Source organism: Halorubrum salinarum, assembly GCF_013267195.1.
Classification (GTDB): domain Archaea; phylum Halobacteriota; class Halobacteria; order Halobacteriales; family Haloferacaceae; genus Halorubrum; species Halorubrum salinarum.
Window position 1 is genome coordinate 46,745 of sequence record NZ_CP053943.1, and the last position, 24,261, is coordinate 71,005.

Below are 24,261 nucleotides of genomic sequence, written 5' to 3' on the forward strand. Positions count from 1 at the left end.
GGTGCGAAGCCAACGATAGACTGCTGCCATATCCCACTCTCTGAATCAGAATTGCTCAGTGGGGCCGGCGGACTCCTCCTCAACCTGCTCGTACATCTCATCCGGGAACGGGAGACTGCCCCAGATCGAGTAGGGACACTGGTCTTGGCCGATGCAGTACCGCTGCAGATCGTCGTTATCGCAGTTCATCGGCAACGGCGTGTTGCCCTCGATCGTGTTCGAGAATTCATAGCGAACCTGGTACTCGGTCTCCTGCTCGTCGTACCACGGCCACCGGGAGAAAACGTCCTTGAGGTCCGCGACGATCTCGTCGAGGCTGCTGTCCTGATACTGCGGGAGCCACATCACCATCCGCGCGAAGTTGTAGAGGTCCTTCCGGACGGGCTTCTTCTCGTGGAGTCGCTCCTCCATATTCGCCATACAGGGGAGTTCGAAGAGGTCCTCGATCTCTCGCATTTCGATCTGTTCGGCGCCGGTTCCAGCTCGCCCGATTCGGTACGTATTGACGCGCCCGTCGCGGTCGATCGTGACGGCCGAGTGGGACTCGTGGTCGGCGAGCGTCTTCGCGAGACTGCTTGGACTCGAGATCCAATCCGTTACAGAGGATTCCCACTCGTCCTCGGCTTCGTACGCCGTAATCGCTCGATAGAGCTCCTTCGCCGTGTGGAACTCACCCTTTTGCGCCACGTCATCGGGCGCATCACTAAGAGCCCGCCGGAGGACGCGAATCGTCCGTTCCCCACGGTCCCAGTTCCGCCAGATGCGCTCGTGATGGCCGGTCTCGAGGAAGCGGTCGATCCGCTCCGTAATTGCCGACTCGTTCGTGGTCAGCCACGATAGCTGGTCGTCGGAGAGCCCGTCTTCTTGCACCCGCAGGAGCTTCTTGAACGCCCGCTCAGCGTAGTCCCGATACTTGCTGTCGAAATCACCGACCGGGACGTACAGATTGTTGTCCTTCACTCGCGTCAGTATCTCCCCGCCATCGTCATTCCCTGTCGACGACTCGTCCTCCCGAACGAGACATTTGCGTGACGCCGCTGCCATCGGGATTTCGAGGTAGAGGCCATCCCCGAACTCCGGCATCTCCGTGATGCCCGTACAGACCCGGCCCGGGTGCGGGCCATCTTCACCGGGCTCCTTGCTGTACAGCACGTCGGCGATGTCCTGTTGGAGCGACCCATCGCCGTGGGCGCGGATGAGGGAGGCGAGATTGTTGACGTACAGCTCTCGGATGTCGTAGAGCACCTGGATGTTCCGGGGCGACGCGTGCTCGAACTTGGGGTGCTCTTTCACACAGATCGCACTCAGCGTCGCGAGCACGGCGAGCGTCCCCGGCTCGTCGACGAACGGCTCTTCGGCGGCGTCGGCACGAACCTGCTCTTTGAACGCCGCCGTCCCGAACCGCTCGACGTCGTTCACGAGGTCCTCGGGTTGGTCCTCGCCGTCGACGACGTATCGATTGTAACCACGCGTAAACAGCTGGTTGATCCGGGTCTCACCGTACTCCAGCGGGAGTGCCGCAACTCGATACGCCATGTCTTCGTCGTCGGTGGGCGTACTCGGACTCATTCGTCGATCACCTCGGGTGTCGCCGACCGAACGTCGAACGCCGGGCTCTCGATTGGTTGAACGATGCTACAGACGTCGGCGTGCAGCGAGTAAGGCAGGCGAGCGACACGTCGGCGGTCGGCCGTCACGACGGGGTCGATCGGGATGTCGTACGTCTCGAGGAGGAGGTCGTTCAACACCTCGCGACTTTGCTCGTCGTATCGGTGCGCCGGGTCGGTATCCAGTAGGTAGACGTGGACTCCCTGCCCGCTGTACACCACCATCGTCTCCTCGGCGTCGAAATCGTCCTCAAAGATGTCGCGCACCTCGAACCCATACTCGATGGCGCGGTCGACGTCTTCGAAGGCGTACGGATACCCCTCGGGAGCGGCGTCGAGGATACCCGCAGCGTCGAGAAGCGCATCGTCGTCCCGATCATCGACGTCCACCGGGACCCGCTCCACCGCCCGGTCTCGGGCGATCTCTTTCGCGTCGATGTCAACGAGGAGGACCCAGGGTCGTTCCCAGTGATCCAGCGCGTAGTAGACGGCATCAGGACGTGGGTCCGGTTTCTCCAGCACCTCCGGATCAGCAAGCGCGAACTCGCTCCGCCCCAGCGGGTCGTTGCGGGCTGGATGCCGAATGAACTCGACGACGTCCTCGAAGTCGTCGAACTCGGGTGTCGTTCGGTCGCCCGACGCATCTGTTTGCCACGTATCCCGCCGGATGAAGTCCTTGTCAGGCACCTCGTCTTTGCGAACCGGGTGGGACTCGCGGAAGGCGATGGCGTACTGTTTCGGGCCGGTCGCCGTGATGAATTCCGGCAGGTCGTCCAGATAGCGGGGGAACTCCTCGGCGTAGTAGGCGTAGATCTCCTCGCGGGTCGCGTGTCGCCAGGTCATTGGTTGAGTTCTTGATCGAGATTTTTGAAGCCCCGTACAGTGGTCAGGCCCGCAGCATCGAAGTCGTCGACGGCGTCTCTGATGGTCGCGAACGACCGTGCCGCTCGCCCGCTGACTCGCTCGTCGATCCGATCGGCGTCGGCAAGGCTCTCCAGGACGTCGAGGGCTGTCTCGCGATTGTTGAAGGCCCAGATCGCGTCGGCGTCCACCGCGCTGAGTTTGTCGTAATCCTGGACCGGGGCGTGCCGGTTGTTACTCGCGAGCTCTGCTTCGCCGGCCCAGACGAGATCGCCGTCCTCGTCGATGCCGGCCACGTCCAGTACGGTGCCGTCGTCGGTTTCGTAGTACGGTTCCACGCGAACCACGTCGTCCCGCTGCTGGAGCCACAGCTCGAGGAGCCGGACGCCAACCTTGTGTGGCGTTTTCTCGCCGAGATCGCCCGCTCCTGGTCCCGCCTTCAATTCTCTCCCGAGGAGGTCTCGACCGTCCGGGAGGACGGTGTAGTACTTGCGCCCCGCCGCGGAGTCCGCGTCCAGGAGGTCCTGCTCCGTGAGCCGCTCCACATGGAGGTCGTCGTATTCGTCCTGAAGCTGGCTCATCCTGTCCAGTAGCGTGTACTCGTCGTCCTCTCGGTTCATCACGTCGAGGACCCGATTCAGGAACCGGACGTCGTCACGGCTGAGCCCGCGTTGTCGGAGTTCGTCATCGGGGACGGGTACGCTGCTTTCCTGAACGGGCGTTGCCCCGTTCTCCGGCTGCGTAGCTTGGTCACCAGCTGGGTCCTCGTCCGTCCCGGTGGCCTGCCCGAACAGGGGGCTCATCGCTGCCTCGTCTCCATCTGGGTCGTTGTCCGTCTCGGACTGGGTGGTCGACGTCGACGCGTCCTCGGTCGTCGATTCGCTGATGAACGCGGATTGCGTCGGGTCGGTCGCTGCATCGCCGTCGGCAGCTGAGCCCGTCGTCTCAGCCCCCGAACTCCCCCAGCCAGTCTCCTCTGGGGCAGTGCTCGAGTCAGTCGGCTCTGTCAGCCCGTACTGGGCCTGTGTCCGTTCGACCATCCGTGGCCGGGACACGGACTCGAAATGGTCTTTCTGGGGCTCTGTGAGCGGCTGGTCGCTTTCTGGATGCCCCGGCGCAATCGGGAGCGGCTTCAACGAAAACGGCGGCGGACCAGTCTCCCCGAACGACGGACTCGGGAGTTGCGCAATCCACTCACCACTTGGCAGCGTATTGATCCGGTTGCGGAGTTCGGTCGGGCTGAGGTCCTCGTGGGCAAGCGACTCCGCGAGATCGCGCTCGATCGAGATGTTGCCGATGAGCTTCGTCTTGATGTTGTTCAGCACCTCATCGTAGGCCCGCTCGTTCCGATTCCGCACCTGTTCCGGGAACTGCATCACGAGCCCCATACTCAACCCGAACGACCGGCCCTGCGGCAGGAGCTGCTCGGAGACGAGCTTCGTCGACGCAACCGGCGCCGCCTCTTCGATGATGAGGTTCGTGAGCTTCTCGTAGTCGGTCTGGCCATCGCGCCGGCGCACCTGCACGGCGTCCCAGAGGTTGCTCAACAGCAGGAGTGTGATCGCTCGCTGTGCCTCCGGTCGGAGGTCACCGAGGTCGAAGATGATGGTGGCGTCTTCATCGAGGAATTCGCGGAAGTCGAAGCGGTTGTCGACGTACTCGCCGGCCTCGTTCTGCTCGGGGACGTGGCTGAAGATCCGCCGAAGATGCGCGTCCTCTTTGAGCTTGTCGAGGCGGTTCCCGACGGCGTCCATCGACACCTGGAACTGGTGGTTGTCCTTCGCGAAGTGGCGCGTCAGCGATTCCTCGATGTTCTGGTTGTCCGCTGAGACCGGGGGAATCGTCTGGTCGCGCTGCATCCGGAGGGCAGCAGCGAAGAGGTCGTCCAGCCCGAACACGTCGCTCCCGTACTCCTCGTCGAACAGCGCCTTGATCAGGTAGCTCAGAATCTCGTTCGCGACGAACGCCTGCCCGTACTGCTCGCGACCCATAATCATCCGGAGGATGTCGTGGAAGTGGTCGACCTTGTCCTGAATCGCGTCCTCTCGGTTGCGACCCGCTTCGAGCGCGGGCCGGATGTCGAAGAAGGAGAACGCGGGGATTGTCTCTGGGACGCGGAAGTGGTAGACGTCATCGAGGCCACCGAACCGCTCGTAGTGGCAGCGCAGGTAGTTCTCACACATCCCGTCGCCCTTCGGGTCGACGAGGACGACGGGGCCACCAGTCGTTTCGCGGAGAGAGAGGGCGTCGTTGATGATGGCCTTCGACTTCCCGCCACCAGTCGACGCGAACCGCCCGTAATGCGTCGGCAACAGGTCCGGCGGGATCCGAATGGGGTCCGGCCGTGGCTCACCGTTCTCGTCGAGCGCGTAGCCGATGGCCATCCCGTCCTGGAACTGCTGGATTAGATCCGGATTCGGCCACGGGAGCGGGTTCCGACTCTGCTGTTCGGCCCTCGTTCCCCGCGTCCCTTCGACGGTCAACTGTTCGGAGGAGGGGACGAGGACGAAGTTCGCGAGCTCCGTCCCGCTGAGGACCAGCTCGGGGCGGGTCTTCCCTCGTCCCGTCGTCAACTCGCGATTGAGGAGGCGCTGGAGAGCGGCCCGTGCCTTCTTCTCCTTCGTTTTCTCACGGAAGCCGCTGTCCCGGAGGCGTTGCCCCTCGACCTCGTAGAACGGTCCATCAAGCGGGTCGAACACAGGGAGGAGCGAGTCCATCCGGGCATCGAGGTCGTCGCGGGTGTCGTCGGTGGGGACGCCGACGGCCCGGATGTTGACCGTGAACGACCGTTTGGCGTTCTTCGCGTCGATGTACTCGATCCGCTTCTCGACGGCCTCGCTCAGCTGCCGATCGTCCTGATCGCTCCGCTGGTCCTCGACCTCGAGCAACGACCCGACGACCTCCTGGAAGAACGTATCGCGGCCGTCGACGAGGTCCTCTTTTCGTACCTCCGCGTCGGATTGCCAGCTGGCACGCCGTTGGAAGACGACCTGGAACGCGGTCGGCGCTGTTGCCTCCATCAGGTGGTCGATCAGCGACGCCAGCGCCGCGCCCGGTTCGTCGACGGACGAGAGGTCGCCATTCGTTTCCTCCGCCGTGAACGGCGTCAGCGAGGTCATCCAGTCCTGCTTCCGCGACGCGGATCCACACCACCGAACACCGAGCGGCGAGACAGCGTCTTGAGCCGGGCGAGCCAGAATCGTTCCCGCCGGTGTCATCGTTGGCTTCTCGATGGCCCGTCGCTCTTCCTCGTCGTCTGGAAGTGCATCGGGCGGCGCTAGTTCCAGGGCCGAGTCCCCGACAGTCACGTGATGATCGGGGACGCTCGTGGCTGCTGTACCGCCGTCGACAACGGGGTCTGTCTCAGCTGACTCGGAGTCCGCTGATTCCTCGTCAACGATATCGTACTGTTCTGCCGGGCCAAACTCGTACTGCAGCCGCCCGGCCTCGTAGTGGTCCGCGAATTCCTGCGGTGTGAACTCGACTGGCTGAATGAGCCGGGCGGCGACGTCGACGTCGACGCGTTCGATGTCGAACGTGGCCGGATAGATGGAGCGGAGGCGCTTCTCGAGCGTATCGAGGTGGGCATCGGCCCCGTAGAAGAACTCCACCGGGTCGTCCGGGCCATCACTGATTGCGAGGAACTCGAATCGGGGTGGTGTCTCACTGTGGAGCGGGTTCAGCTTCGCCCCGAGACCCGACGAGCCGGGCGTGGTCAGCTTGTGGAGGCTGTCGAGGACTCGGGGGATACTCTCCGGGTCAAGCCGCTCGGATGTCGGCGTGACGCGCAGGTACTCAGCCATCGTTGGTTCTCTCCGTCGACCCGCCGTCTGGCTCAGCTTCGACGGCGTCTGATTCCTCGTTCAGTTCGTTCGTTTCGTTCGTTCCGTTCGTTGCTCGATGCTCGAGCTCTTCCTGGAACTCCTCCATCTCGGTATCGACGGCGTCGTCGCCGGCGCCGGGCAATGAGGACCGAACTTGGGAGGTCGGGTCGAAGTCGATGACCTGCTTCTCCTTGGGCATCGCTTTGACCTGGATGCCGCGCCACTCGCCGTCGACGCCCACGAGGGCCTCGGAGAAGCCGGCGTCCTCGTTGCCCGGCACGGCATCCTGGACGAACCGCATCTGCGCGTAGTTCAACCCGAACTCGTCGGCCCACTCCTCGTCCATCCCGTCGAGGCGGTGGAACTGCTTGACCGCACACTGATCCAGGATCGCCTCGCTTTCGGCGTGCTCGAAGAACTCGTCGACGGTCTGCGTGACCAGCCGGATCGAGAGGTCGTGGTGTCGGTGGTGGCGGAATACCGTTTCGAGGAACGCCAGGCTCGCGGCGTCCTGCATAATGTAGCGCGCCTCGTCGATGTAGAACACGACCTCCTTCTCCGAGACTTTCGCCCGCTCATACACCAGCGAGATCAGGAGCTGCATCGTCAGCGCCGTGCTGCTGTCGACGCTGCCCTCCTGCTGAGCGAGGTCGAGGTAGATGACCTTCTCGTCCCGGATGTCGAAGTCGGACTCTTGGCCGAGGTTGGCGTGCCGCCCGTCGTCCTCGAAGGGGCGGAGCTGATCGAGGAGCCACGTCGCGTCCTCCTTGATCTTCCCGGCCTCCTCGTCGGACCGGACGACGAACTCCTCGGGGTCGTCGACCATATCCTCGAAGACGTCCATCATCTCGCGGATGGTCGGACTCGAATTGCTGTGCGTCGAGATGTCGTCGGTGATCCCGTTGCGCTGGTAGGCACGTTTGAGGGCGAGTTCGAGCGTGGTGCGCCGATCTCCCAGTGAGATACCCCGGAGGGCGAAGAAGTTCGTGAGGAAGCTCATCGCGTCGTCGAGTTTCTCGTTGAACGGACTGGCGTCCTCACCCATCGCTCGCTGGACGTGCTCGGGCGTCTCGCGGATTTCCAAGGGGTTGAGACCGAGCGTCCCGCCAACCGTGATTCGTTTGGCGTCGAGGGCTTCCGAGACACCAGCCCAGTTGTTCAGCGGTTCGAGGATGATGCCGATGCGATCCTTGCTCTGCTCGATGGAGCGGATGAAGTTCTGCTTCGAACTGAACGACTTCCCCGACCCCGTGTCGCCGACGGTGAACATCGCGTACCCGTTGTCCCGGGCGAACGGGTCGATGACCACGGGGCTTTGATTGTCTTTGTGAATCCCGAACTCGACGCCGCCCTCCTCGAGAATCGTCGCGTTGTGCGGCGAGGAGAGTAACGCCCCGACGGCGCCGCCGAGCGCGATCGACGTCCGCCCGAACTCGTTGTCACCGATGGGCGCGGCGGACTGGAGAGCGAGATCCTGCCGACAGATAGCCGTCTTCGGCGTGAGGTTCGCCGGGTCGTCGCGGAGCGCGCTCTTGACCGTCTGGACGGCATCTCTGAGCTTGTCTTTCTCGTCGGCTCTAACCGTGATGAACATCCCTTGGTCGAAGACGTTCGCGCCGTTCTCGACGGCCTTGTACGTCGCTGCGGCCTCGTTGGCGCGCTCTTGGAGATAGGCGCTCCGAATACTCTGTTCGAGGTCAGCATCGACCTGGAGGTCGTCCGCGATGTCTTGCAGTTCGTTCCGGGCCCGCTCCTGATTCTTCGGCGTGATGTGGGCCGTCAGATCGAACTGGACGTCGGTCATCTCGAAGAGGTCGCTCAGATACCCGTCGTTGGGATAGTCGGCATAGTTAGCGATGTAGAGTGTCGTCGTCCACTGTTCGCCGACCCGTGCGGCTCGCGTTTCCCACTCGACAGCTCCGGGCGCGGTGACGGTCTTGTGCGACTCGGAGATGTCGTCGAGAAGCTTGCGTTCGGCCTCGCCTTCTTCGAGTGTCTCCTCGTTGAGGACATCGGTAAAGTCCACGTCTGGTTCATCATCCGCAGTGAAGCGGTCCCAGAGGTACTTACTGCCGACGCCAAGGCCGAGACCCGCTGCAAGGGCAAGCACTGTACTCTCTGCTGGCGTCAGATTCTGGAGCCACCCGGCGACGGAGCCAAGCGCACCACCACCGGTCTGGAGGATCACATTACGCATCGTGTGGGTCCTCCCGGCGCGAGTGGCCGATGATCGATTGGTCGCGAACGACACGTTCCGCCTCGTCGTAGTCATGTTCGCGACCGTTCCAGAAGTCCATATTCAGAACGAACAGCTCGACCGTGCTGAGCCTGCGTGCGGACCACCCCGACGCCTGCTGGATGAACTCGGATCGAACGTCGTTCACCCGACTGTCGAGCTTCTCGAACATCTGCGCGCGGCGCTCGACGTCAGTAAGGTCCTCGCGGCGGGTGACGAACGGGTTGAACAGGAACCCGATGACGGGGAACTGCGTCAGCTTCTCTGCGGGGGTGCCCTCGTCGCGGAAGCGGTCGTACACTTCTATCGGGCTGACTTCAACGCCGATGTAGTACCGGACCTGCTGAATGCCCCGGTCGCGCATCTCCTTCGGCCGTGTCTCCCGGTACTCTTCGAGGAGTTCCCGGAAAATCGGGTTCTCCGTGACGTCTTCGTCCGTGAGCCGATCTTCGATGGTCTCGGTGATCTGCTCCACCGGAAATGAACGGGTTGTGGCGTGGAGTTTGAGCTTCGAGTCCAGCTCTTTGTTGGCGAACTCTTCGCCAGCGTCCTGGAGCTGTGCCCAGTCGTCGGACATCGCGAAGTCCATGTTGGCCGGATCGATCTCGATGAACGCCTCCATCGCGCCGTCTTCACGCTGGATGGCACCAGCGCCTGGCCACGCTCGCTTGATGTTGGTGAGATCCTGCGTTCGCTCGTCCGGCTTGAACGGCGTGTAGTTCGCGAGTCCGCCTTCGTTCCGCTCTGACTCGTTGGTACTCGTGTCGGCTTCGGCGGGCGCACTGAACGTGACCTGAGGTCGTTTGAGGTACCGATAGACATCTTTCGTCCACGTCCAAGCGTTCAGGTGGGTTGGTGAGACGTAGATGACGGCAACGCCAAAGCCAAGCCCGCCAGCAACGAACGGGAGGGCAAGCGACTCGATCCCGGTGAGGCCAGCGATAAACAGCCCAATAATGGGGAAGGCGATGAGCATACCGACGTCCCCTTCCTCGATATTGAGATACGGGATGCGACTCTCCTCACCGAACTGATCCATGATGCGCCGTGCGGCCGCGTCTTGATCTGCTGACATTGTTAGTGGATTCCTCGATCAAACTCCATCCCACGGTCGGCACTCGCCGATTCCGCTGTCGCTCCACCTGGGTCATTCTCTGTTCGACGGTACGACGGCGTGCCGCCATCATTTCCTCCATGTCCACCGCGGGCGGCTGCTTTTTGTGCGACGGCGTGGCCGGCGGCGGCTTTCGGCCCCCATCGGGCGGCGGTCGTCGCGACGCCGGCGCCACCGACGTAGGCTCCAGCGGCGACACCGCCTACGAGTGCTGCGCCTTTCGTTGCACCGCCGACGACTTTGGCCGTCAACGGCGTCGCGTATTTGAACGTCTTCCAGGTGATATAGAGGGCGACCAGTGGGAGGGACGCTGCGACGAGATATTTGAGGAACGCTGTTCCGGGTGTGAGCGTTCCACCGCCGTAGATCAAATCGTACCCCTTGAGGACCATCGCTGCTGGGAGCGGGAGGACAGCCAACGGGACAAACCGTTTGCAGAACCCCATCGCGATATCGGATACGACCGGAATATTTCCGTAGGCTAGTGCAAATGCAATCGGCATTCCGTACAGGTAGACATACAGCAGAATCATCCGGATGTAGAACAGCGCCTCCAACGCCCACATTGAGATTCCACCAATCACGGCGAACAATAGCCCCAGCCCTGGGTTTGTGATGGCTGCACCCAAGAACTGAAGCATTGCCGAGGCTACGGAGGAAAGCTCCGGCATCAGTGCAATAGTGAACCCGTCGACGAGGTAGAGCGTAAGAGTTCCAACCCAATACCACGTAATGATTAGAAAGGCCCCGACCCAGGCCGTCTTCTTCGTTTTTCGGGCTTCGTAGGTACTTCCAATATTGAAGATCCGAACCGTGTGACGACCCTGAACACTCATCACAAGGAGCAAAAGGGCAATCAGCATAATTTCGCCGCCGATGAGAGCATCGTGAATCGCTGGCCAGGGTGCGTTGGTTGGTTCACCGAAGACAAATGCTCCGTTCGTCTCTGGGGTCGGGGTTCCGAACATCTCCTCAGTCAGAGTCTCATACCCCGACCTGAGACCGTCCATGAACAGCCCGATGAACCAATCAACGACGCCTTTGATACCCTCAAGGACGACGTCAATGAGATCAACCATCGTCAGGCCTCCGTGATCGTGACCTCACAGTCAGTCATCTCATCAGACCCGGAATACTGGACATCGTAGGTACTCGTGACCCGATTGCCACTGACTTGAGTCTCGACGATAACCGTGAACTGCCCGCTGTTACCATCTGGGGAACACCCCATTCCGTCCTCACTCTCGGAACCGAACGGGAACGAATTACTGAACAGGTCGGCCGTCTCGCCAGGGGAGACTACTACCCGGTCTATTTCGTGCATTCCACTGCCTCTGGGGTTCTCAATTGGATTGGGAACGTCCCCGGAGAAGATTAGTTCAGTTATCGCTTCCGGACCACTTCCTGTGTTCTCTACCGTGACGAATGCCTCGCCATTCTTGATCCGGTCAGTCTCGCTCTCACCATAGACTTCGTCCCACGGTTTATCTGGATTATTCCGATAGAGTCCAACATCCTGTATCTGCATCTCTGGACGGAGTTCAGTCGTGGTCTCAACTACTGTCTCCTCGCCCTTCAGTGCGACAATCCGGTACTCACCGGGCGCATACGCGGTGCCAATCTCGAATGAGACCTGCTGAGCACCTGCGGCTACGTCACGCTTCCCGAATAGCTCGCCGTTCGGCTGGATGAGGTTGACTTGGTCGACGTCGGCCTCTTCGGAGAGTTCGACGACGAGTGTTGTCCCCTCAATAGTAATACGCGTGAGTGGGCCTTTGCCATCTGGAGAGGTCGTTCCGTCACCAGGCGTCCCAGAGCCGCCATTGTCGTTCAGACAGCCAGCGACGCTTACGAGCGCAGCACCTGCGACTGTTCGGAGGGCGGTTCGCCGACTGATGTGTGGATGGTTTTGAGTCATGGGCTATGGGTTTCGCTGGAAGATGTCTTCTGGACCGAGCATTCGGAGAAGTCGCTTGCCAGCGTAGAACATCACGAAGAACGGGATGAGCTGCCAGCCCACCTCGAAAATGAACGCGAACCAGCCGTCGATGGTGCCGAGCGGATGCCAGCGAGCAGTAGCCGTCGCACTCACATATGCGGGGTCGTGCCCGAGCCACGAGCCTGGGTGATACCGAGCCGTGTAGATGCCCGGCTCGTCGATCGTCACGATCGCCACCCCGGAGGCGTTGGTCTCGACGCGTTGCTCCGCGACGGTGATGTAGCCGTTGCGAGTGTTCCCGCCGATTGGATATCGTCGGTCGGGATCGCTGAGCACGATTGGTGCGCCGGTCTCGTTATCCCGGAGCTCGATGCGGAGTGTGGCCTGGCTTTCGTTCTGCTGGAGCACCTCAACAGTCAGATTACTGCGCCGGAGCTGCCGCTCTGAGCCAGCGTCAGGTGCCACAATCGAGGCGTTCACACCCCGCACGATCCCCGCCACCTGGAGCGCGTCGCGGTCGACGTTCTCCGCGCGAACCGCAACACCGTACGTCGTCGTGTACGACTGGTTGACGATGTCGATGTTGATGTCCTCGCCGAGCGTGCCGTCCGGAGACGGTCGGTCAGTGCCCCAGGTGTCGATGATCTCTGGGCCATCGCGAACTGGTTCGGCACGCGGGCCGATTCGCGACGGGTACGCGTGAACATAGACTGGAATCGCATCCGACTCGACGGTGGCGCTGTCAGTCCGATTCGACCTGACGAGTGTATCCCAGTTGGTGTTCCGAGCGGTGTAGAACCGCCAGACGCCACGCACTCGTGCGCTTCCGTTCTCCGTGAGCGTGTACCCTTGCCACGGTCTGGACTGGAAGATAGCCACACCGGCGTCACCATTGGGATACTCGGCGTAGTAGGGGTACGCCGAGAGGTCGTAGATCTCGACGGCGATCGAATCCGAGACGTTGAGCGACTCGGTACGATACGTGATCTCGACATCGGTCTCGTCGCCTCGGTCGATTCGCGTGGTCTTCTTCAACCGGACGCTGATCTCGGCTTCGAGCGTGAGGTTTGTACTCCAGTCATCCTCGATCTGGTAATCAAGGGCCGGCGTGTGCGAGCCGTCGCGCTCGACGATGGTTTCGCCGTCCTTCTGCAACCGAACCTCCTCGACTTCGCTGCTCGTGAGCGACCACTCGATGGTCGTGTTCCCTGAAGAGCTTCCGTTCGGGACGCGAACACGATAGTCCACGAACCCCCGCATCGTGCCGTTCGGCGCGATATAGAGCGGGGATTCACCCGACTCCAAGTGACCTCGCGTCGACGGCTGCACTGCGAATACCGTGGCGTGGGCGTCCTCGATGAACACCCCGTCTTCGAGCGACGCGTGGCGCGGATGCACGGACGTATCCGACCCACCGGCTTCGAGATCAGCGAAGTCGTTTCGCGTCCACGTTGCAGCTGTCGTCGTCGGGCGCGTGAACGTGATGTCCGTCCCGTTTGCGAGTTGGTGCATCGCGGTCCGGCTCTCGCCGTATCGCTGCTGGTACTCCTCCTGGCTGATGTAGTTGTCCGCGTCGCGAGACCACAGCGTCGCTGATTCATTCTCTGTGAGCCCATTCCCCTCCGTGCCTGGCCGTGGCGGGCTTGCAGTAACGAGACCGGTGACTAGGCTCGTCACGAACAGGGCGGCCATTAGCACGGAGAGCTCTCGTTGTTTCATGGGGGCTCGCGACGGGGTGGTAGTCGCCTACCAGGGGGCGAGGTCGACGCACTGCGCCAGCGGGAGGTTCATCATCGATCCAGCGACGGTGTAGAGTGGCCCGAGCGCGACAAGAACGACCGCAGACTTCATCGCGGAGCGCTTGTGGCGCTTGAGTCCCTTCTTCTGGTCGGGTGTGATCGTGAACATCTCGATAAGGGAGTCAGCCTGCCACACGACTGCGAGGCCGACAATGCCCAGCGCCGTGGTAAGCTGGAAGAAGCCTTCGATCATACCCGGGAGGTTGTCCGCACTGCAGACGGCGTTCGTCTGTGCAGCGGCGGGTTCCACAGCGAACAGGCTCAGGAAGACGATGACGAGTGCCGCCTGCTTGGGGAGCCTACTTGCCGCCGTCGACTGGCTTTCGGCGCGATTCGGAGTCGTTTCGGAGGGAGTGGTGTCCTGTGACATAGTGGGTTACTCCTCTGCGTCGTCGACGAGTGTCTTGAGATCGGCGTATCGATTGGTCTCGGCGACGATTTCGTCTTTGCTGTAGCCCTGTTCGCGGGCCCGTTCGAAAAGGTCTCGAAGCTCGTCGGGATCGACATCCCGAACCGCCATCTCTTCGCGGAGGGCGCGGCGATAGAGGGCCGAGGCGTTGATGTGGTCGTTCCACATCAGGTACAGCTCATCGATGTCTTCGATGGTGACTGACCGTGTAATCATGTGTGCGGGTTCAGGTATGCACCGATTAAATCGTGGTACACGTTGACGTGGTAGTTGTATGTGAGGTAAATACTTTCTGGCTACCAACTGGCGCAAAACTCTAAAGTAAATTATAATCGGAGAGCTCGTTCACCCTGCAAAGGTACCGTTAACCAACAATAGAGTTAGATGCCATTGATTGTTGGTTAAGACTAAATGGCGCTCTACTCGAGTTCCACGACCTCTCCACACCCGTTGTCGAGGATTTCTCGCACCTCGGCCAAGAGTTCCTGACCTTCCTCGTGAAGCCTTGTCCCTTCATCGAGGTCACACTCGTCCGCATCGAGCTGCTCAATGATTTCTTCGACACGGGCCAGCCGATCGTGGATCTCTTGGTCGTTTACCACGCTTAGATCACCCCCAACCAAAGCCCAGTGATGGCCAACAACAGCAACAGCAGCACAGCGATTGCGGCCTTGTAGTAGACCGGCGGGAGCCCCTCGGATGCGGCCGCCTCGTCGACTGCTTCGGCAAGCTCTCGTTCATGTTCGTGCTCCTGCTGGAAGGTTTCGTACGCGGCGTCGAGCTGTTGCTCCAGCGGCTCGATCTCACTCCCAAGGAACTCTTGGCGGGAGTTTACGATATACTCGCCGGCGGCTGTCGGCGTGATCGTCGCGACGTCCGCCACCTGATCCGCGATAAGGCGGTCATCAGTATGTCCAATTGCGGTGACAACCGGGGTATTGGCGGTGAAGATCGCCTCCGCGACCCGCTCGGTGTTGAACGCTTGGAGGTTCGAATCACTCCCACCGCCGCGGCCGACGATGATGGCGTCGACGTCCTCCGAGCGGTCGAGATGGTGGATACCGTTCGCAATGGACATCGGCGCCTCTGACCCCTGGACGGTGGCGTCCTTCACCAGGATGTCGACGGTGGGGTCCTGTCCGTGGATCGCGTTCTGGATGTCGTACCGGGCATCTCCTCGAAGGGACGTGACGACACCGACCCGCTCCGGGAACGCAGGCGGCTGTTGTTTCTGCTCGTCGTCGAACCAGCCACGCTCTTCGAGTTCGCTTCGCAGTCGCTCGACGGCAGCCGCCTGGTCGCCGTCGCCGACGACGATCACCTCCCACGGCTTGAGGTCGATTTTCCCACCCTCTGTCCAGTAGTCGATATCGCCTTCGAGGATGACCTCCGTCCCGTCCTCGAGGTCAGCGTCCATCTTCTGATAGCGGTTCGCCCAGAGCATACAGGGAAGCTCGGCGTTACCGTCTGTCAGGGTGAAATAGAGGGCGGTACTGTTCTGGTGGAGATCCGTGACCTCGCCAATACAACGGACGCCGTTGAGGGCAGGCGTGTCCTGGACGACCGATGCAATTCGGTCGTTCAGCTCTTGGACTGAAAGAACATTCCCGGACAGGGCATCATCTACCTCTCGTTCGGCATCAGCCATCGCACTAACTTAAGACGGAGAGAGCAGATTCAAAAATGTACCCCTCAGTGCCAGTGTACCCTGCCAACTGTTCTGTGTCCTTGAATTACTCTAGTAACCCGAGATCAGTCAGCCGGTTTTCGATCACTGTAAGCGCTTGTTCAGCATCGTCAAGCTGTTTTCCGCCCGTGATGACGAGCTTGCCACTCCCGAAGAGGAGTGCGACGACGTCTGGGTCGTCAAGCCGGTAGACGAGCCCCGGGAACTGCTCTGGTTCGTATTCGATGTGTTCGAGACCTAGGCCGATCGCAATCGCATTCAAATTGAGTGTGTGGTCGAGGTCCCCACTTGAGACAATATTTTGGATTTCGATATCTGGGGTGGTAGCGACATCGACACCCAATTCACGGAGTTCGTCGAAGACGTATTCCAACGCAGTCGTCACATTGTCGACGCTTTTTGCACCCGTACAGACGACTTTCCCCGAGCGGAAAATGAGCGCTGCGGCTTTGGGATCGTGCATCCGATACACGAGTCCAGGGAAGTTATCGGGGTCGTAGTCGGTGGCCCCTAAATCCTCAGAAAGTGTTTCGAGATCGAGTTCTTGACCGATATCGGACGACGCAACCACATTCTCGACTTGAATTGATTCGGCTGTGACACTCATGGGAGTACCTTCCAATCACAACCCCCTTAAAACGGGGAGTGACTTCGAGCGTTGGTGTAGTTCCTTCCGAATTAGAGGTCGCGGGGCTGGACCGTCTTCCGGTCGTTGGCCTCGGCACGCTCTGCGGCGTCGTCGAGCAGTTCGGCGACCTCTTCGTTGAGGGCGTCGTAGAAATCTGCCGAGACGTTGTGGTCCGAGAGTGCGTCCTTCACGGCTGCTTTGACGATGAGGTCAGAGATTCCATCGCGGACTTCTCGTGTCTATGTTATAAAGGTTCGAACTCTCGGTTTTGTCATTCTGTGTGTCAGCGAGTAACACAACAGGAAGATACGGAAAATCAATGCGCCAGTGTTGACCGTGGCGATAGCCGGCCCCATCTCAGACTTACGCCCACAGCTGGCGACAAGACGAATTATTCCTAGGGCAAATTATAAACTTAGCCCCGTCTAATTTCTCTCTAATGCTGAGCGCCATCATGGAGGACTATCTCAAAGCAATCTATTACCTCCAGGACGAAACGGATGAACGGGTGCGGACCTCGACGCTCGCTGAGCATATGGATGTAGAACAACCGTCAGTCACCAGTATGGTGAAAAAATTGGCCGAGCGCGATTTTGTCCATTACGAACCCTACAAGGGCGTTGTACTCACAGACACTGGAGTTCCTGTCGCGCTCGAAATTATTCGCCACCATCGGCTCTTAGAACGATACCTGACGGAGCGCCTTGAGTACGATTGGGCTGAGGTACACGACGAAGCCGATCGCCTCGAACACCATATCAGTAGTCAATTTGCCGACAGAATTGCAGAGCAGTTAGGGAATCCGGCAGTTGACCCACATGGCGACCCGATTCCCACAGCGGATCTGGACGTTTCACCGCTACAATCCGGTGAAACCCTCGCTGATCAGCAGGTTGGCGACAAGGTTCGAATCGAACGGGTGCCAGACAATGACCCAGATCTACTCCGGTACCTGTCTGAACACGGGATTACCCCAACAACTGTTGTCGAAATTGTTGAGACTACCTCATTTGGGATGGTGACGCTTGATCCCGATGGCACCGACGAACGAGTTGCACTCCCAGAAGAAGTGTCCCGATCCATATCCGCTCAAACGCTCACTGGGGCTTCAAACTAAACTGATGATTCTCCATTAGCGAAGTGATTGGTTTAGACTCAATCTAAGTTTAGATAGGTCTAATTTATATATTGGGTGGTACAATAGACGTGTATGGGTACGCGAAGGCTTGACCAGCGGAGGAGATCATGCCATCGATAGATTACAGTAGCGCAGCAGACGTCACAGAACGCCTCGAGCAGCAACTGGTTGAATCACTCACCGGTGATACGAGTGTCAGTCGCCGCACAGTCCTTGGCGGTCTTGGTGTTGCCGGGAGTGCAGCAGTCGGACTCGGTAGTTCTCGGGCAAGTGCCTCATCCGATCATGACGATGAGGATGAACACGGTAACTTCGGTGCGGTGGGTGAATACCGAGATTTGGATTTCGACCCTCACGAGTTCCTCACCGCGTTCAATACCGGAGAGAGCGGACAGGATAACGTTCCCCAACAGGTCTACGAAGAGGACGGCCAAACCGTACGGGAATTCGAGTTTACTGCCGTCGACACGACGATCACGATTGCGCCGGGTGTCGAGTTTCAAGCGTGGGCGTACAACGGCCAGGTACCGGGCCCGACGATCCGCGCCGTCGAAGGTGACCTGATCCGCGTGAAGTTCACCAATCTGGGACGACACGCACACACGATTCATCCACACCTGAAGAACCTCAACCCGCGAATGGACGGGATTCCCCAGAATGGACCGGGCGTCCTCGATACGGGTGAGTCGTTCACCTACGAGTGGATCGCCCAGCCCGCCGGTACTCACTTCTATCACTGTCACTCGCTTCCACTGAAAGAACACATCCACCGTGGACTCTACGGCACGATCATTGTCGATCCGGACCCCGAACGCGTCAGGGAGAATCCACGCGACTACGTCAACTACCCTGGCCCAATTACCGACGACATGCGGACGCGGTTCGTCGAAGAGGCGAAGAGCCGGAACCACGAGTACGCCGAAAACGACGCCGTCAACGAGATGGTCATGGTGATGAATTCGTTCGACACCAACTTCGACGGCGGGAACGAGGTCTACGCGGCGAACACACGGGCGTTCGCATACGGGATCGGTAGTACCGACGGCACCGGCAACTGGACGGCGGGCGAGACGAAGCGTCCCATCCAGATCGACAAGAACGAACGGCAACGCGTCTATCTCTCCAATGCGACTGAGTTCGACCTCATCAACTCGTTCCACACGCACTCGCAGTTCTTCGATTACTATGACCACGGGACGACGCTGACACCGACGCGCAAGACCGTGGACACGATCATGCAGACGCAGGCGCAACGCGGTATCATCGAGCTCGACTACTCGGATCACGAACCCGGGCTGTACATGTTCCACGCCCACCAGTCCGAGTTCGCCGAACTCGGCTGGATGAGCTTCTTTGAGGTGATCTAACATGGCGGATAAGACACAAAAACCGACGCCAGACGGTGGTGTATCTACTGAAAACGAGGTCACACAGCCGCTCGGACTACCGCGATGGGTCAGCGCGATACTCCCGATCGTGTTGCTCGTGCTCGTCTTGGGTGTGTTCGCGTTCACGTCACCACTCGCGAGTATTCAGAGCCAGAGTGGTGAACCGCTTCCCGACGTGACGATCACGCACACGACGCTTCCGAGCGACGAAACGGTCGTGTTACATGTAACGAACAACGGGCCCGATTCCGTGACGATAGCACAGGTCCTCGTCGATGAGGCCTACTGGAATTTTCAGGTAGAAGGAGCTGGTGGCGACCAAACGCTCGCCCCAATGGAAAGCGCACAGATCGTGATCCCGTATCACTGGAATCCGGGGTGGGATCTCAACGTCGCCCTCGTACTCTCTGACGGAGCGACATTCGAGAATACGATCGTCGCTCCGAGTCAGGCACCCGGATTCAGCCTCAGTCTGCTCTGGACGCTTGCAGTCATCGGGCTGTTCGTCGGTGTGATCCCGGTCGCATTAGGGATGCTGTGGTTCCCCTACATCAAGACGATGAGCGATCGATGGCTGCACGCCGTGCTCTTGTTCGCGGCCGGCGTCCTCGGTTTCTTGGCGTTCGACGCCGGATTCGAGGCGTTCGAACTCGCTCAACGAGTTCCGGGCGCGTACGAGGGCAACCTCTTGGTCGTCTTCGGGATCCTCGGCGCGCTCACTCTCGTTCAGGCAATCAGCGCGTGGCGCAAAGGCCGTGTCGCCGCCGGTGACAGTCGGGCGAGTAGCGGTCTCTGGATCGCCTATCTGGTCGCGGTCGGGATCGGCCTGCACAACCTCGCGGAAGGACTGGCGATCGGGAGTTCGTTCGCACTCGGACGTGTGTCGCTCGGCGCGTTCCTCGTGATCGGGTTCATGCTCCACAACGTGACGGAAGGCCCGGCCGTCGTTGCACCGGTCGCCCGCGGAGAGCGCCCGTCGTTCAGACACTTCGCCGCGCTCGGCGTCATCGCCGGTTCCCCCGTCATCCTCGGCGGGTGGATCGGTAGTCTCGCGTACTCACCGACGATCGGTGCCTTCTTCCTCGCGATCGGGGTTGGTGCGATCCTACAGGTCAACTGGGAGATCGCGGGTATGGTTCGGGATGCAGGCGGTCGGGTGGCCAGCGCCACGAACCTGCTCGCGTTCCTGCTCGGCCTCGGCGTGATGTACGTGACCGACCTCTTCGTAGTGCTCTAATCGGCACCACCCATCTCTGTGTCAATGTCACCCGAATTCTACGATCGGCGAACGGTGTTGCGACTCAGCACTGCCACCCTAGCGATGCTTAGCACGGCTGGGTGTCTGGGCGGACAGTCCTCGGCGGCCCAGACCGTCACGATGCCCGGCGACCTCAGATTTGAGCCGAAGATCGCGACGATCGAACCTAGCGAGACGGTTACGTGGACGAACGAGAGTGACATCGATCACACGGTCACAGCGTATGAAGACGAGATTCCAGACGAAGCCGCGTACTTCGCAAGTGGTGGCTTTGAATCAGAGCGGGCTGCGAGGAATCGGGTCACCGAGGGGCTCATCGCTCCGGGTGAAAATTACGAGTATACGTTTGAGGAACCAGGCACGTACAGGTACTTTTGTATCCCACACGAGGGGTCTGGAATGATCGGGACAGTTCGGGTAAAGTAATCGAAGAATCAAGTTCTCGTTACGGCGAAGGGTCACGTGATCGTGGGCCCACTCGCTATCGTAACGAGGAGACGATGATGAGCCCAATGAATACCACTGGTGATGTGGTCAGCGTCGGTCTCATCGTGTATTGAGTCCGTACGCATCTCCTCGGGTTCAAACACGGCGAGTATCGAGCAATCCAGACTTTGGTCCGGGGGATGGGACGAATTAACGGTTGAGTTAATAATCCAATACAGTTATTTTATTAGAGATTATCATAATATGGGGTTTTAATAGCAGCTGATTTAATAAGTCTGTAGTAGCTAGCAGTACGTAATGACCTCACCTAACGAGGAATCCCACGACGGAAGTGGTGAACTACCGGATCATACCCACAACCACGGAGAGGATTCTCACAAGCAGGGTCATACACATGACCATGATCACGAGCACATCCAGCACACAGGACAAGATGGTGATGACGTTACCTCATCGATAGACCAGGGAGACGTTGCACAATTCTCCGTCCCGGAGATGGATTGCCCGTCCTGTGCAAAAAAGGTCGAAAACAGCGTCGAAAAACTGGACGGAATCCAGAGCGTCGACCCGCAAGTGGCAACAGGGACATTGACCGTTTCGTACGACGACGAGCAAACGAGTGCCACCGCGATCGAAGATCGGGTTGAAAAGGCCGGATACACCGTGGAGAACACCGGCGAGGTCACCTCGAAATTCACGGTTTCAGAAATGGATTGTCCGTCGTGTGCGGGCAAAATCGAAAACGCTCTTGACAGAGTCGGTGGAGTGACCACTTACGAGACGAAGCCGACGACCGGAACCGTCGTTGTCACGTACGATTCGTCGAGGGCTGGGGAAGCTGACGTCATCGACGCGATCGAAAGCGCTGGGTATGAGGTCACGGATACGACAGGCGACAAATCAGAACGTCAGGAAGCGGGCGGAGGGCGCGAGAGTATCTGGACGAGTTCGCGCGCACTCAAGACGTGGGTGAGCGGTGGATTCGTCGCCCTCGGCTTACTCTTCGAATTCTTCTTGACCGGCCAGAATGTACAGATTGCAGGTCTTTTTGGTACGGAGCTACTGGTTGCCGACGTCCTGTTCCTGATTGCTGTAGCCACCGGCGGCCAGGAAATCCTTCGCAACGGCTACTACTCGGCGCGAAATCTGAACCTCGATATCGACTTCCTGATGTCGGTGGCTATCCTCGGAGCACTCGTTGCGAGCCTCGCATTCGGCGAGGCACTCTACTTCGAGGCCGCCACCCTCGCGTTCCTGTTCAGCATCGCGGAACTGCTGGAGCGGTACTCGATGGACCGTGCCCGAAACTCCCTCCGCGAGCTAATGGATCTCTCACCGGATGAAGCGACCGTCAAGCGGAACGGGAGCACGGAGACGATTCCCGTCGACGAGGTCGCAGTTGGTGACATCGTCGTCGTCAAGCCAGGGGAGAAAATCCCGATGGACGGAAGCGTCGTCGACGGTGAAAGCGCCGTCAACCAGGCACCTATCACGGGTGAAAGCGTCCCTGTCGACAAGACGACTGGCGACGAAGTGTACGCCGGCACCATCAACGAGGAGGGGTATCTCGAGGTGGAGGTCACCTCCGAGGCCGGCGATAACACGCTCTCCCGAATCGTGGAGATGGTCGAAGATGCACAGTCGAATAAGACAGAGCGCGAGCAGTTCGTCGAGCGCTTCTCGACGTACTACACGCCAGTGGTCGTCGTCTTCGCTATCCTGACGACACTAGCAAGCCCGTACATCCTCGGCACAACCTGGTCCACGGCCGTCGTCTACGGGCTGACCTTACTGGTCCTGGCCTGCCCGTGTGCGTTTGTCATCTCGACGCCCGTCTCGGTGGTGTCGGGAATTACGAGCGCCGCGAAGAACGGCGTCCTGATCAAAGGCGGCAATCACCTCGAAGCGATGGGAGCCGTCGACGTCGTCGCGTTCGACAAGACGGGAACCCTCACCAAAGGTGAACTCACCGTCACCGACGTCGTTCCCTTGAACGGGAACTCGGAGGAGGACGTGCTCCGGTGTGCACGCGGGCTCGAGCAACGGAGTGAACACCCCATCGGCGAGGCAATCGTCGCCGAAGCCGGCAGCGCAGGGGTTGCCGAGCGCGAGGTTGATGACTTCGAGAGCATCACCGGAAAGGGTGTTCGCGCCGATCTCGACGGGACTCCTCACTTCGCAGGCAAGCCGGGTCTGTTTGAGGAGTTAGAGTTCGACCTGTCGCACGTTCACGCGACGACCGAGGGTGGCGTCGTGACGCAGACAGCCCGACAGATGTGTGACCGGAACAACTGTCTCGATCTCCTCGAAGAGACCGTTCCCGAACTCCAAGCAGAAGGCAAGACCGTCGTTCTCGTTGGGACCGAAGACGAACTCGAAGGCGTCATCGCGGTTGCCGACGAGATTCGGCCGGAAGCGAAGCGAACGGTGGCGCGACTGAAGCAGCTCGGTGTTGCCCGAACGGTGATGCTGACGGGTGACAACGAGCGGACTGCCCGCGCGATCGCCGAGCAGGTCGGCGTCGACGAGTACCAGGCCGAATTACTCCCCGAGGACAAGGTGACGGCGATCGAGGAGCTCGTCGACGAGTACGACGGCGTTGCGATGGTCGGTGACGGCATCAACGACGCCCCGGCACTCGCGACGGCGACGGTGGGCGTTGCGATGGGCGCGGCCGGGACGGACACCGCGTTAGAGACGGCCGACATCGCCCTGATGGGCGACGACCTCGCGAAGCTCCCGTACCTCTACGAACTCGCGAACGACGCGAACGGCGTCATCCGACAGAACATCTGGGCGAGTCTCGGAGTGAAGGCTGGACTGGCGCTCGCGGTCCCCTTCGGATACGTTCCGATCTGGCTCGCCGTCCTCGCCGGAGACGCCGGCATGACGACCGCGGTGACCGGAAACGCGATGCGACTCTCGCGGATCCGTCCTGCGACTGACGATAGAGACGCGGTGGCCGACAGCTAACCACTCTTCACTGGTCGAGACGATGTCCCTCCATACGCACGAGCACGACGACGAGGACCGGCGTCAGACGACAGAGCAGAGTACTCGACGGTTGGCGTTCGTGGCCGTTATCAACTTCGTCGGCTTCGCCGTCGAGCTGGCTGGTGGACTCCTGTTCGGTTCGGTGGCGCTCATCAGCGACGCACTCCACATGCTGTTCGACATGCTTGCGTACGCGATGGCGTTCGGGGCGAGCTACACCGCCGAACGATTCCAGGGCGGTGAGGCGTGGTCGTACGGTCTCCACCGACTGGAGCCGGTTGCGGCCTTCCTGAACGGGGTCTTGCTCCTTCCAATGGTCGGATACATCGTCTGGAAGTCCTACCAGCGGTTCCTTGAGCCGGTAGCGATCAATCCGGAGTTGACGCTGATCATCGCGACGGGTGGACTGCTGGTAAACATCGGCTCCGTGTACGTGTTACAAGGTGATAAGATGAGCCTCAACGAACGGGGCGCGTTCTACCACCTGCTCGGAGACGCCGGTGGCTCTGTTGCGGTAATCGTCTCGACTGTCGCTGTCGCAGTGTTCGATCTCCCCATCGCAGACCCTATGGCGGCCGTAGTCATCGGGCTGGTGGTGCTCGCGTCGGCCGGGAACGTTCTCCGGGAAAGCACCTCGATCCTGTTGGAACGGAGCCCGGTGTCGTCAGAAGAGCTTCAGGATGAATTGACGACACTCGACGGCGTCGACCAGGTTGAGGACCTCCACGTCTGGCAGGTGTGTAGTCAACTCACCGTCGCAACCGTCCGGCTCATCGAGACAGCGACCACTCTCGAAGAACAACGAGAGATCCGGGCGCGAGTTCACGATCATCTCACGGATCGAAGAATCGATCACGCAACCGTCGAGGTCGTCGGGCGTGCCGACCCCGATACCGACCCTGTCGGTACGACGAATCACTCCCACTAACGAT

Annotated in this window: 20 protein-coding genes; 6 read left to right on the forward strand and 14 right to left on the reverse strand. The window is 60.2% G+C overall.

Annotation, left to right across the window (positions count from 1 at the left end; translation table 11 throughout):
* Nucleotides 1-45: 45 nt before the first annotated feature.
* The 14 genes from HPS36_RS16320 to HPS36_RS16385 all read right to left on the reverse strand — a co-directional run bounded on the left by HPS36_RS16320 (nt 46) and on the right by HPS36_RS16385 (nt 16,322).
* Complete coding sequence (locus HPS36_RS16320; protein ID WP_173231022.1) at nt 46-1,569, reverse strand: primase-associated protein; 1,524 nt, start codon at nt 1,567-1,569, stop codon at nt 46-48.
* Nucleotides 1,566-2,450, reverse strand: a complete 885-nt coding sequence (locus tag HPS36_RS16325; protein WP_173231023.1) for a bifunctional DNA primase/polymerase — start codon at nt 2,448-2,450, stop codon at nt 1,566-1,568. Before HPS36_RS16325 ends, HPS36_RS16320 begins: the two co-directional genes overlap by 4 nt.
* The gene (locus tag HPS36_RS16330; RefSeq protein ID WP_173231024.1) at nt 2,447-6,271 is read right to left on the reverse strand and encodes an ATP-binding protein; all 3,825 of its coding nucleotides are present in this window, start codon (nt 6,269-6,271) and stop codon (nt 2,447-2,449) included. The genes HPS36_RS16325 and HPS36_RS16330 overlap by 4 nt, the downstream gene beginning before the upstream one ends.
* Nucleotides 6,264-8,489 (reverse strand): VirB4 family type IV secretion system protein, encoded by a 2,226-nt coding sequence (locus HPS36_RS16335; RefSeq protein WP_173231054.1) that lies wholly within the window; start codon nt 8,487-8,489, stop codon nt 6,264-6,266. The genes HPS36_RS16330 and HPS36_RS16335 overlap by 8 nt, the downstream gene beginning before the upstream one ends.
* Nucleotides 8,482-9,603 (reverse strand): hypothetical protein, encoded by a 1,122-nt coding sequence (locus HPS36_RS16340; RefSeq protein WP_049983720.1) that lies wholly within the window; start codon nt 9,601-9,603, stop codon nt 8,482-8,484. The genes HPS36_RS16335 and HPS36_RS16340 overlap by 8 nt, the downstream gene beginning before the upstream one ends.
* 2 nt (nt 9,604-9,605) lie before the next feature.
* Nucleotides 9,606-10,721, reverse strand: coding sequence for a hypothetical protein (locus tag HPS36_RS16345; RefSeq protein WP_049983719.1), 1,116 nt, complete (start codon nt 10,719-10,721; stop codon nt 9,606-9,608).
* A 2-nt stretch (nt 10,722-10,723) separates the two neighbouring features.
* The gene (locus tag HPS36_RS16350) at nt 10,724-11,560 is read right to left on the reverse strand and encodes a hypothetical protein (RefSeq protein WP_049983718.1); all 837 of its coding nucleotides are present in this window, start codon (nt 11,558-11,560) and stop codon (nt 10,724-10,726) included.
* Nucleotides 11,561-11,563: 3 nt separating this feature from the next.
* A complete protein-coding gene (locus HPS36_RS16355) occupies nt 11,564-13,300 on the reverse strand; it encodes a hypothetical protein (protein WP_049983717.1) in 1,737 nt (578 codons plus the stop codon).
* A gap of 27 nt (nt 13,301-13,327) precedes the next feature.
* The gene (locus HPS36_RS16360; RefSeq protein WP_049983716.1) at nt 13,328-13,750 is read right to left on the reverse strand and encodes a hypothetical protein; all 423 of its coding nucleotides are present in this window, start codon (nt 13,748-13,750) and stop codon (nt 13,328-13,330) included.
* 6 nt (nt 13,751-13,756) lie between these two features.
* Nucleotides 13,757-14,005 (reverse strand): hypothetical protein, encoded by a 249-nt coding sequence (locus tag HPS36_RS16365; protein WP_049983715.1) that lies wholly within the window; start codon nt 14,003-14,005, stop codon nt 13,757-13,759.
* Between the two features lie 203 nt (nt 14,006-14,208).
* Nucleotides 14,209-14,391 carry an exodeoxyribonuclease VII small subunit gene (gene xseB, locus HPS36_RS16370; RefSeq protein ID WP_049983714.1) on the reverse strand — a complete coding sequence of 61 codons (183 nt, stop codon included), beginning with the start codon at nt 14,389-14,391 and terminating at the stop codon, nt 14,209-14,211.
* Nucleotides 14,392-14,393: 2 nt separating this feature from the next.
* The gene (xseA, locus tag HPS36_RS16375; protein ID WP_049983713.1) at nt 14,394-15,437 is read right to left on the reverse strand and encodes an exodeoxyribonuclease VII large subunit; all 1,044 of its coding nucleotides are present in this window, start codon (nt 15,435-15,437) and stop codon (nt 14,394-14,396) included.
* 85 nt (nt 15,438-15,522) lie between these two features.
* Entirely contained in the window at nt 15,523-16,083 is a 561-nt protein-coding gene (locus HPS36_RS16380; RefSeq protein WP_049983712.1) for a TATA-box-binding protein, read from the reverse strand.
* 71 nt (nt 16,084-16,154) lie between these two features.
* A complete protein-coding gene (locus HPS36_RS16385) occupies nt 16,155-16,322 on the reverse strand; it encodes a DNA-binding protein (protein ID WP_004048632.1) in 168 nt (55 codons plus the stop codon).
* Between the two features lie 221 nt (nt 16,323-16,543).
* Between HPS36_RS16385 and HPS36_RS16390 the strand changes: the two genes are divergently transcribed.
* The 6 genes from HPS36_RS16390 to HPS36_RS16415 all read left to right on the forward strand — a co-directional run bounded on the left by HPS36_RS16390 (nt 16,544) and on the right by HPS36_RS16415 (nt 24,257).
* Nucleotides 16,544-17,221 (forward strand): metal-dependent transcriptional regulator, encoded by a 678-nt coding sequence (locus HPS36_RS16390; protein WP_049983711.1) that lies wholly within the window; start codon nt 16,544-16,546, stop codon nt 17,219-17,221.
* 128 nt (nt 17,222-17,349) lie between these two features.
* Nucleotides 17,350-18,609 carry a multicopper oxidase domain-containing protein gene (locus HPS36_RS16395; protein ID WP_049983710.1) on the forward strand — a complete coding sequence of 420 codons (1,260 nt, stop codon included), beginning with the start codon at nt 17,350-17,352 and terminating at the stop codon, nt 18,607-18,609.
* A gap of 1 nt (nt 18,610) precedes the next feature.
* A complete protein-coding gene (locus HPS36_RS16400) occupies nt 18,611-19,867 on the forward strand; it encodes a ZIP family metal transporter (RefSeq protein ID WP_049983709.1) in 1,257 nt (418 codons plus the stop codon).
* A 24-nt stretch (nt 19,868-19,891) separates the two neighbouring features.
* Nucleotides 19,892-20,314 carry a plastocyanin/azurin family copper-binding protein gene (locus HPS36_RS16405; RefSeq protein ID WP_049983708.1) on the forward strand — a complete coding sequence of 141 codons (423 nt, stop codon included), beginning with the start codon at nt 19,892-19,894 and terminating at the stop codon, nt 20,312-20,314.
* Nucleotides 20,315-20,632: 318 nt separating this feature from the next.
* Nucleotides 20,633-23,308 carry a heavy metal translocating P-type ATPase gene (locus HPS36_RS16410; protein ID WP_121564801.1) on the forward strand — a complete coding sequence of 892 codons (2,676 nt, stop codon included), beginning with the start codon at nt 20,633-20,635 and terminating at the stop codon, nt 23,306-23,308.
* A 22-nt stretch (nt 23,309-23,330) separates the two neighbouring features.
* Nucleotides 23,331-24,257 carry a cation diffusion facilitator family transporter gene (locus HPS36_RS16415; protein ID WP_049983707.1) on the forward strand — a complete coding sequence of 309 codons (927 nt, stop codon included), beginning with the start codon at nt 23,331-23,333 and terminating at the stop codon, nt 24,255-24,257.
* The last annotated feature ends 4 nt before the right edge of the window (nt 24,258-24,261 follow it).